Annotated in this window: 2 protein-coding genes; one reads left to right on the top strand and one right to left on the bottom strand. The window is 56.0% G+C overall.

Annotation, left to right across the window (positions count from 1 at the left end):
* The coding region (locus ACXJ7R_RS33885) for a 4-hydroxyphenylacetate 3-hydroxylase N-terminal domain-containing protein (protein ID WP_457155598.1) at positions 1-189 on the bottom strand (189 nt) is incomplete at its 3' end.
* Between the two features lie 390 nt (positions 190-579).
* On the opposite strand from ACXJ7R_RS33885, the gene ACXJ7R_RS33880 reads away from it, so the two are divergent.
* The coding region (locus tag ACXJ7R_RS33880) for an extracellular solute-binding protein (RefSeq protein WP_457155597.1) at positions 580-1,088 on the top strand (509 nt) is incomplete at its 3' end.

The following is a 1,088-nucleotide window of genomic DNA, read 5'->3' as shown; positions in this document are numbered from 1 at the left end:
GTCGTAGAGGCTCGCTGCCGAATGGGCAGCTGCGGCAAAGGCCGGATGCGTTGTAACGTTGGCCACCTTCTCGCCGTCGACGTAGACAACGCGCCCGTCATTCAAGGAACGCAGGTATTCATCGCCTGTACGCAGCCCAGATGACGCCGGGGTGGTAGCCTCCGAAGAGGCACGGGTAGCCGCAATCATCGTCTTTTCCTCCATCTGCAGAGACCGTTCCAGTCCGACTATAAATACAACAAGTAGCTATATGTTGTACATTTATCGGGTGCTGTCAATCTGCGCCTGCCCCAAGCGGGAGGAAATCCGCTCGCCCGAGAACCGGATTTCTCGCGCAACGAATCGAAAGCCAAGGCCAGGTTCATCCGGGCGCAGTGCGTCGTTGGCACATGCCTTGACACCATTACAAACCTAATAGATTATCTACAGACTGTATGCTTTATCGAAGCCTGGCAGTAGACCTTTTGTATCGGAAAACACCCCGGGAACGACAAGAAATAATAACATAAAACAATGACATAAGCCTTGGTCTGGTATGTGGAAGACGGTCGCCTTGCGGCGAAACAATGGGAGAATGAAATGAACGGAAATGATGCAGTGAGTGCGAAAGCGCTCAAGCTTGGTATTGCGCTCGCGTTTGGTGYGGCGCTGTTGTCTTCTCAGGCCAGCCGCGCAGAAGACCTGACCGTGGCGGTCAGCCTCGGACCGTTGGGTGAGACGCTCAAGAAGGCCGTCCTGGCCCCTTTCAAGGAGCAGAGTAAACTCGACGTCGCCGTCGACGATCGTGACGCCGGCATCGGCGCCGTTCGCACCAAGCTGGAGGGCGGCGGCAACACCTGGGATGTTGTGGCGGCCGAGGATATCGAGGTTCTGCAGGGCTGCGATGAGGGGTTCTTCGCAAAAATCGACAGATCGAAGCTTCCCAATCTCAAAGACTACAATATCGCAGACCCGCGCTTCGAATGCGGGATCCCGTACGTGGTTTACAACACAGCCCTCGGCTACGATAAGAACGTGGTCAAGACCGAGCCGACATCCTGGGCCGATCTCTGGGACACGCAAAAGTGGCCTGGGAAACGGGCTATGGC

The sequence above is a fragment of the Mesorhizobium sp. P5_C1 genome (assembly GCF_054049815.1).
This window is presented reverse-complemented; position numbering and strand designations above follow the sequence as displayed.